The organism is Thiohalocapsa sp. (assembly GCF_022340605.1).
Lineage (GTDB): Bacteria > Pseudomonadota > Gammaproteobacteria > Chromatiales > Chromatiaceae > Thiohalocapsa.
Map to the genome: position 1 here is coordinate 1 of NZ_JAJDNQ010000083.1, position 7,313 is coordinate 7,313.

At 66.2% G+C, this 7,313-nt stretch carries 10 protein-coding genes; 8 read left to right on the forward strand and 2 right to left on the reverse strand.

Going from position 1 to position 7,313, the window contains the following annotated elements:
* Window positions 1-48: 48 nt before the first annotated feature.
* Window positions 49-1,542: a BCD family MFS transporter gene (locus LJE69_RS11415; protein ID WP_296925043.1), complete on the reverse strand. Its 1,494-nt coding sequence runs from the start codon at window positions 1,540-1,542 to the stop codon at window positions 49-51.
* A gap of 527 nt (window positions 1,543-2,069) precedes the next feature.
* On the opposite strand from LJE69_RS11415, the gene pufB (LJE69_RS11420) reads away from it, so the two are divergent.
* The 8 genes from pufB (LJE69_RS11420) (at window position 2,070) to LJE69_RS11455 (ending at window position 6,983) form a co-directional block, all read left to right on the forward strand.
* On the forward strand, window positions 2,070-2,213 hold the full coding sequence (gene pufB, locus LJE69_RS11420) for a light-harvesting antenna LH1, beta subunit (RefSeq protein WP_296925046.1): 144 nt from the start codon (window positions 2,070-2,072) through the stop codon (window positions 2,211-2,213).
* Between the two features lie 21 nt (window positions 2,214-2,234).
* Complete coding sequence (pufA, locus tag LJE69_RS11425) at window positions 2,235-2,462, forward strand: light-harvesting antenna LH1, alpha subunit (RefSeq protein WP_296925048.1); 228 nt, start codon at window positions 2,235-2,237, stop codon at window positions 2,460-2,462.
* Between the two features lie 113 nt (window positions 2,463-2,575).
* Window positions 2,576-2,716, forward strand: a complete 141-nt coding sequence (gene pufB, locus LJE69_RS11430; protein ID WP_296925049.1) for a light-harvesting antenna LH1, beta subunit — start codon at window positions 2,576-2,578, stop codon at window positions 2,714-2,716.
* 54 nt (window positions 2,717-2,770) lie between these two features.
* Window positions 2,771-2,941 carry a light-harvesting antenna LH1, alpha subunit gene (gene pufA, locus LJE69_RS11435; protein WP_296925052.1) on the forward strand — a complete coding sequence of 57 codons (171 nt, stop codon included), beginning with the start codon at window positions 2,771-2,773 and terminating at the stop codon, window positions 2,939-2,941.
* Window positions 2,942-3,319: 378 nt separating this feature from the next.
* Window positions 3,320-4,837 (forward strand): 1-hydroxycarotenoid 3,4-desaturase CrtD, encoded by a 1,518-nt coding sequence (gene crtD, locus LJE69_RS11440; protein ID WP_296925054.1) that lies wholly within the window; start codon window positions 3,320-3,322, stop codon window positions 4,835-4,837.
* 228 nt (window positions 4,838-5,065) lie between these two features.
* On the forward strand, window positions 5,066-5,467 hold the full coding sequence (locus LJE69_RS11445) for a zinc ribbon domain-containing protein (protein WP_296925056.1): 402 nt from the start codon (window positions 5,066-5,068) through the stop codon (window positions 5,465-5,467).
* Between the two features lie 70 nt (window positions 5,468-5,537).
* Entirely contained in the window at window positions 5,538-6,488 is a 951-nt protein-coding gene (locus LJE69_RS11450) for a carotenoid 1,2-hydratase (RefSeq protein WP_296925059.1), read from the forward strand.
* A gap of 174 nt (window positions 6,489-6,662) precedes the next feature.
* Window positions 6,663-6,983: a hypothetical protein gene (locus LJE69_RS11455; protein ID WP_296925061.1), complete on the forward strand. Its 321-nt coding sequence runs from the start codon at window positions 6,663-6,665 to the stop codon at window positions 6,981-6,983.
* A 139-nt stretch (window positions 6,984-7,122) separates the two neighbouring features.
* Here the strand turns inward: LJE69_RS11455 and LJE69_RS11460 are convergent.
* Window positions 7,123-7,313 (reverse strand): hypothetical protein (locus LJE69_RS11460; RefSeq protein WP_296925063.1); only part of this gene is annotated, 191 nt, incomplete at its 5' end.

The following is a 7,313-nucleotide window of genomic DNA, read 5'->3' on the forward strand; positions in this document are numbered from 1 at the left end:
GATACTCGCCAACGACAACGAAAGCAGGATTAGGAGAAACGCGCCGCCCTACGGCATCTCTACGATACCGAACTTCTCGCGCCGCTCAGGCTCCCCCTTGTCCGCATCGCGGCCTCGCAGCGCCAGCGGCAGGAGCACAACGAGCGCGGCGATCAGCAGCAGGATCTCCAGGGCGTAGACGACGCTGTAGCCCACTACCGGGCCGCTCCATTCGGCACCGAGACTGAGGTCGGCGAAGGGATTGAGCGCGGTGAAGACGTCCCTCAGCGCACCGCCGAGACCGACGGCAATGCCGTAGCAGGTGGCCTGGATCGCACCCCAGGCGCCGAGCGCGAGTCCGCTCTGGCCGCCGCGGGCCATGTCCATTGCCGCCGTCAGGGTACCTACCGAGAAGAGACCGCCGCCGAAGCCGATCAACAAGGCCCCGATGCGGAAAATCAAAGGCGAGCCCAACGGGTCGGCGGCGATGACGGCGACGAAGGCGATGATGCCGATCAGGGCGCCGTACAGCGCGATGCGATACGGCGCGGCCCCCTTCGACAACAGATGCGCGGTGAGGCCGAATGCAACCAGGCTACCGAAGGCCCAGATCGCGGTAAGGCGCGTCGTCTGCGACACGGTCAGGGACAGGACCTGGCCGCCGTAGGGCTCCAGCAGGATCTCCTGCATCGCGAAACCGGCGGTGCCGAGACCCAGCACGACCAGCAGCCGCGCCGCGTTACCACCGCTGAGGAACTGCCGCCAGGTGTCGATGAAACGCGGCTGCGGCGCGTGCGTCTCCTTTTCAGCGACGGAGCGCTCGGCGCGCTCCGTATTGATGGCCTCCTGCTTCCAGAGCGCCACCATATTGAAGGCGATCGTCACCAGCGCGACCCCCTGTAACACGCCGATCAAGCGCCCGTTGGCCGCCCCTGGACTCATGCTGTTGAAATCAGTCAGCAGCACGCCGTAGGCGAGTGCGGCCAGGAGCATGCTCACCTGGAGCATAACGAACAGCAGGGCCACCACGCGTGGGCGCGACTCCTCGGTCGCGAGGTCCGTCGCCAGCGCCAGACCGGCGGTCTGCGTCGTGTGCATGCCGGCACCGCCGATCAGGAAGGCCAAGCCGGCGGCAATCCAGCCGACCAAGTTGGGCACCTGCCCACCCTCCACGGACAGGATCAGCGCGAACGGCATGATGGCCAGCCCGCCGAACTGCATCAGGGTGCCGAACCAGATGAAGGGCACGCGGCGCCAGCCGAACGCCGAGCGGTGGATGTCGGACTTGAAGCCGATCAGGGCGCGGAACGGCGCCACCAGCACCGGCAACGCCACCATCAAGGAGATGAGCCAGGTCGGCACGCCCTTCTCCACCACCATCACCCGGTTCATGGTGCCGTAAAGCAGCACCATCATCATGCCGACCGAGGCCTGAAACAGCGACAGTCGGAGCAGCCGAGGCAGCGGGAGTTCCTTGGTGGCCGCGTCGGCGAAGGGAAGGATCTTCGGCAGAACTTCGCGCACCCACGCGCGCTTCAGTTCTTCCAGGGACGTGCCGCTCATCGGGTGCTCACCTCCACGACAACTTACATGAATCGCTTATGGGCCGGCACTGGGGGCCGGGGTCAAGCCTGCGCACGTTAGTGGGACCCCAAGGGCTCGTCAACTTTCTCTGACATCCAAACACGACCCTCCGACACCGGCCGGCGGTCGGCGGTCGGCGCCCGCCTGCTTTCCTTGGCGCCCAGCTTGACGGCACAGACCGGGGAGAACCCGCGCCGCCCGCACAGCACGGGCCCGGACAACCGGAGACCCGGGACCGTGGACCGGAGATCAGGCGCCTCGGACAGGCGCCGGAGCGGCCTCTTCCGATCTCGCGAGGGGCGTTGGAGGATAAACCACAAAAAAATCTGTACATCCCGCTTGACAACAATATCTGTCAAGCTACACTGACAGTCGTGGATCGCGACGGTCCACCCGGATTTGGGTACCAGTGCCACTGGCTCCCGGATTCAAGGGGTCTAACCACCCCATGAACACGCCGCGAGCGGCTCGCGGCACATTGCACGACCCGTACGGAGGGTAATTCGATGGCAGAACCCAAGAGCCTGTCCGGCCTGACGGCCGATCAAGCCCAAGAATTCCACGAGCAGTTCAAGGTCACCTACACCGCATTCGCCGGCATCGCGGCTCTGGCCCATCTGCTGGTCCTGGCCTGGAAGCCCTGGTTCTGAGTCTGACACGAGGTTATCGATATGTTCCAAGACGTCTTCAATTACAAGCCGAAAGAGCAGGACTATCGGATCTGGCTGGTCGTGAACCCGGCTACCTGGCTGATCCCGATCCTGTGCTCGGTCTTCGTGCTGGCGATCCTCATTCACGCGCTGCTGTTCACCGTTAGCCCCTATAACGGCTACTGGGGTGGCGACGCTGCGGCTGCACCCGCCGCCGAGGCTGCTGCACCTGCAGCACCCGCTGAATAATCCGACGCGCAGCAATCAGCAGCGCATTCGGCTCTCGCCAATGCCGCATCGGCTTGGCTTTCACCGCCGCGGCCTAACCGCCGCCAACCAAACCCGTACCGAGGTACAGAAGAATGGCTGACACTTCGATCTCCGGGCTCACCGTTGAGCAAGCCAAAGAGTTCCACGAGCAGTTCAAGGTGACCTACACCGCGTTCGCCGGCATCGCCGCGCTGGCACACTTCCTGGTCCTGGCCTGGAAGCCCTGGTTCTGAGCCGGCCCGCTCAGCAAGCCTCATCACATTCCACGATAGCGAGAGAGAAGACCAATGGCTGATATCCCGCGCCCGAAGAACCCGCAAGACGACTGGAAGATTTGGCTGGTCGTGAACCCCGCCACTTGGCTGATCCCGATCCTGATGTCCGTGTTCCTGCTCGGCATCCTGATCCACGCTCTGCTCTTCACCGTCAGCCCGTACGGCGCGTACTGGGGCGGCTGATCGCAGCAAGAGACGGTTGGGCATGCTGCATCGCCCGACCGCAGGGCTGACGCCATCCGGCTCGACGCCCTGAAAGATCGGCGCTGACGCAACGTCCGCCGACTCTACGCCGGCCTGACTCCCGGAGACCCGAACACATTCGGGCACGCCCGGGGGCAGGTCGGCGGTTCTTTTTGGGGTATCGGTGCCGCACCGCCCCGCAGCCAGCCTCCCCGCCAGATCCCCTGCCCCTGTTTCAGCTCAGTGCAGAAGCGATCTGCTGAGACTAAAGTCCAGGCTATCCGGACGAACCAGGCCGGGTCCGCGCAGCAGCGGATTCAGCAGTGCGGCTTGTCGCGCCCGGCACTATCGGGAGCGACAACGCGAGCGATTGAGAGCATGCAGCACCGCAATAGAGTCACGGTCATTGGGGCGGGCATCGGCGGGGTAGCGGCGGCCGTGGCGCTGGCTGCGCGCGGCTGCGACGTGACCCTGCTGGAACGCGGTGCCACGCCCGGCGGCAAGATGCGCGAGGTCGCCATCGGCGACACCCGCATCGATGCGGGTCCAACCGTTCTCACCATGCGCTGGGTTTTTGATGAACTGTTCGACCTCGCCGGCGCCTCGCTCGAGGCCGAGCTCGACTTCACCGCCGCCGAGATCCTCGCACGACACGCCTGGGACGACAGCGGCTATCTCGACCTGTTCGCGGACATGGAGCAATCCGCCGCAGCTATCGACGCCTTCAGCGGCCGCGGCGAGGGCAAGCGCTTCCTGGCATTCATGGCCGAAGCGCGCGACATTCATCGCACCCTCAAGGACTCCTTCATCCGCAACAGCAAGACGAATCTGCTTGGGCTCACCGGTCGCGTCGGGCGCGAGGGCAACCTGGGCGGCTGGCTGCGGCTGAATCCCTATGCGAGCCTTTGGCAGGCGCTGGGCAAGCACTTCCGTGACCCGCGTTTGCAGCAGTTGTTCGGCCGTTACGCCACCTATGCCGGCTCGTCACCTTTCCTGGCGCCGGCGACCTTGATGCTCATTGCGCACGTGGAGCAAGAGGGCGTTTGGCTGGTGGAAGGCGGCATGCACCGGCTCGCCGTGACGCTGGCCCGGCTTGCGGAACGACTCGGCGCAACCATTCGCTACGGTGCCGAGGTAACCGAGATCCTGACCACGCGCGGATGCACCGTCGGCGTCCGGCTCGGCGACGGCTCGCGCATCGACGCCGACGCCGTCGTGCTCAATGCCGACGTCAGCGCCCTCGGCAGCGGTTTGTTCGGCAAGGACGTGGCCCATGCCGTCCAGCCCACGGCGCGGGCGCATCGGTCCATGTCCGCGCTCACCTGGAACATGGTCGCGCACACGTCGGGCTTTCCGCTGGTGCGCCATTCGGTGTTCTTTTCCGACCGCTACCCGGCGGAATTCGACGACATCTTCAAGCACAGCCGCCTGCCGCAAGGACCGACGGTCTACATTTGCGCGCAGGATCGCGGCACGGATCATGCTGCGGCGGCCGCCCGTGTCGAGCAGGACCGCCTGCTGCTGCTGGTGAACGCACCGCCCATCGGCGACCGCCACGAATTCGGCCCTGAGGAAATCGCGCGCTCTTATGCCGCCGTGCTCGCGCTGCTCGAGCGCTGCGGTCTCACACTCCAGTCTGGCTCCGATGCGCCGGTGGCGACGTCACCGCGCCAGTTCGATCGGCTGTTCCCGGCGACCGGCGGCGCGCTCTATGGCCGTGCATCCCACGGCTGGCAAGCGTCCTTCAGTCGGCCCGGCGCGCGCAGCAAGGTGCCTGGTCTTTACCTCGCCGGCGGCAGCACCCACCCGGGTGCTGGCGTGCCTATGGCCGCGCTGTCGGGGCGACAGGCGGCCAACGCGGTGCTGGAGGACCTTGGCAAGCGCGGCCCCCACTGACCGTGCCCCGAGGCCTTGCAGACCAACATGCAGCAGCCGACAAGAACACCGTGCTCCCCTCATCGCACGATATCCGCCAAGGCATGTCTTGTCAGATGCTTCGACCATGACATGCGCCAATGCCAGCGCGACCAGATCCTGTTTGACTAACGGATCAACCCCGCAAAGAGGCGCGCCACCCAACCCCAGGCGTGCCCGCGAACCAGCGTATCGACTGGAGTTGACGAAATGCCCCTCATCACCTGTCCAGAATGCGGCGCCCAGGTCTCGGACGCCGCGCCTGCCTGCCCCAAGTGCGGCTATCCGGTGGCGGCAGCAGTGGCCGCGGCCGGCGCGGAGAGCGCGGTGGCAAACGTTAGGGCCACAGAGCCGCGCACGGACCCCGAGCCGCTGCCAACGGAGCGCAGCGCCGAACCCTTTACGTTCCAAGGGCGCCGCATTCCCATCGCCGGCCTTTTGTTCTGGGGTGGCATGGTGGTCGGCGTGATCCTGAAGTTCGGCGTTTTCGGCGGCGGCGAGGTGCCAAAGCAGTTGCGGTACATACCCTACTTCATGATCTTCAGCGGCATGCTCTGGTTCTCCGTCACCGAGCTTTACCTGCTGATCAGATACCGCATCCGCCGGCGCTGAGGGCCGTCCGCTTCGGCATCAACTCCGTCCACCCCGGCTCCGCCTGGGGGCCGCCCGAGGCTCCACACAAGTGTCCTATGATCCTACCGAGCTTGACCTGCAAGTCCTGCCGGGCGGCTACGCGTGGTGGTACGTGGATGGCCTAAGCGACGATGGCGAGTACGGCCTGACCCTCATCGCGTTCATCGGCAGCGTCTTCTCGCCCTACTACTTCAAGGGGCGTCGCCGCGGCCGTGACGACCCGCGGGAATACTGCTCGCTCAATGTCTGCCTGTACGGCCCAAAGCGCCGCTGGACCATGACCGAGCGCCGCACAGGCTCGCTGGATCAGTCGTCCGGAACGCTCGCCATCGGACCCAGCCGCCTGCGCTGGGACGACGACAGCCTCACCGTGGACATCGACGAGTTGGGCGCACCCATCCCGCAGCGTGTCCGCGGCCGCGTGCGCGTATGGCCACACTTCATCAACAATCGGGTATTCACGCTGGACGAGCCGGGCCGCCACCGGTGGCGTCCCGTGGCGCCCAGCGCCAGGATCGACGTCGACCTGCAACGACCGGAGCTGCGCTGGTCCGGCCATGCCTACTTCGACCGCAACTGGGGTGACGAGCCCATCGAGGACGGCTTCGTCTGCTGGGATTGGTCGCGCGCCGAAATCCCCGACACGGCGGGGCACGAGAGCGCCATCCTCTACAACATGGAGCGGCGCCAAGACGGCCATAAATCCCTCGCACTACGCTTCTCCGACACAGGCGTAGACGAGTTCGAGCCGCCGCCGGATCATAGGCTGCCGCGCACGCCCATCTGGAAGGTACCGCGAGGCAGCCAGGCGGACGCCGCGCATCCGCCACGGGTCACCAAGACCCTGGAGGACACGCCCTTCTACTCCCGCTCGGTGATCGAGACCCACCTCCTCGGGCGGCCATTGACTGCGATGCATGAGAGTCTGTCGCTGGATCGCTTCCGCTCACCCATCGTGCAGCGCATGCTGCCCTATCGCATGCGACGTCGCTCCCAATGACGCCAGATCCAGTAACGCCGCAGGGCACCGCAGACCGAACCTCCTGCCAAACGACAACGACCGGCGCTCAGCCGTCGATAGCGATGATCATACCGCGTCGGTCTGACGTGACACCTCGCTAGAGAGAGCAAGCTCGACGTCCGGACAAGAGCCAGCGGCGCTGTCACTGAACCCATGGAACACCCGACAGTCGTTCTGGGCGCGGCTTTTGCCGCCGCCTTCCGCTCCGGCATGATGATCGACCTCATCCTCCTGCTGGTCGGCATCGAGGCGCTGTTACTCCACTGGCTCCGCCGCCGCTTCGGCCGCGGTCCCGGACTGCGCGCGGTCTGGCCGACCATCCTCTCCGGCGCCCTGCTCATGCTCGCAGTCCGCGCCGCACTGACTCACGCCTGGTGGGGGTGGATCGGCCTGCTGCTGGCGCTCGGAGGGCTGGCTCACGTGCTGGATCTCATCCTGCGCGGACGCCAAGCCGCCGGCGCCAGGGCACCCTGAGCGCGCCGCCGGCTGCGCTGGTCGCGGCACCGAGAGTGCCGCTCCCACACGAACGCTCCCCAGGCCCGTGCGCACGGCCTGGCTACTTAGTGCAGCGCCGTGAAACGCTCAAGGCTTGCACGCGTCCCGCGCCTCGCGACTAAACGACCTGCATCTCCGGCCGACGCAGCCGGTCGGGCTCCACGTCCAGCGCCGCCATCTCCGCGCGCACCGCCTGCTCGATGCCGGCGGCGTCGAGCCCGCAGACGGCGAGCTGCTCGGCATGCGAGCCCTGCTCGATGCAGACGTCGGGCAGGCCCAAGTGCAGGCAGTGCACGGTAACGCCGTGCT

Coding starts and splice junctions, on each gene's coding strand:
- pufA (WP_296925048.1), top strand. CDS start 2,235: ATGTTCCAAGACGTCTTCAATTACAAGCCGAAAGAGCAGGACTATCGG.
- pufA (WP_296925052.1), top strand. CDS start 2,771: ATGGCTGATATCCCGCGCCCGAAGAACCCGCAAGACGACTGGAAGATT.
- crtD (WP_296925054.1), top strand. CDS start 3,320: ATGCAGCACCGCAATAGAGTCACGGTCATTGGGGCGGGCATCGGCGGG.
- pufB (WP_296925049.1), top strand. CDS start 2,576: ATGGCTGACACTTCGATCTCCGGGCTCACCGTTGAGCAAGCCAAAGAG.
- pufB (WP_296925046.1), top strand. CDS start 2,070: ATGGCAGAACCCAAGAGCCTGTCCGGCCTGACGGCCGATCAAGCCCAA.
- LJE69_RS11445 (WP_296925056.1), top strand. CDS start 5,066: ATGCCCCTCATCACCTGTCCAGAATGCGGCGCCCAGGTCTCGGACGCC.
- LJE69_RS11415 (WP_296925043.1), bottom strand. CDS start 1,542: ATGAGCGGCACGTCCCTGGAAGAACTGAAGCGCGCGTGGGTGCGCGAA.
- LJE69_RS11455 (WP_296925061.1), top strand. CDS start 6,663: ATGGAACACCCGACAGTCGTTCTGGGCGCGGCTTTTGCCGCCGCCTTC.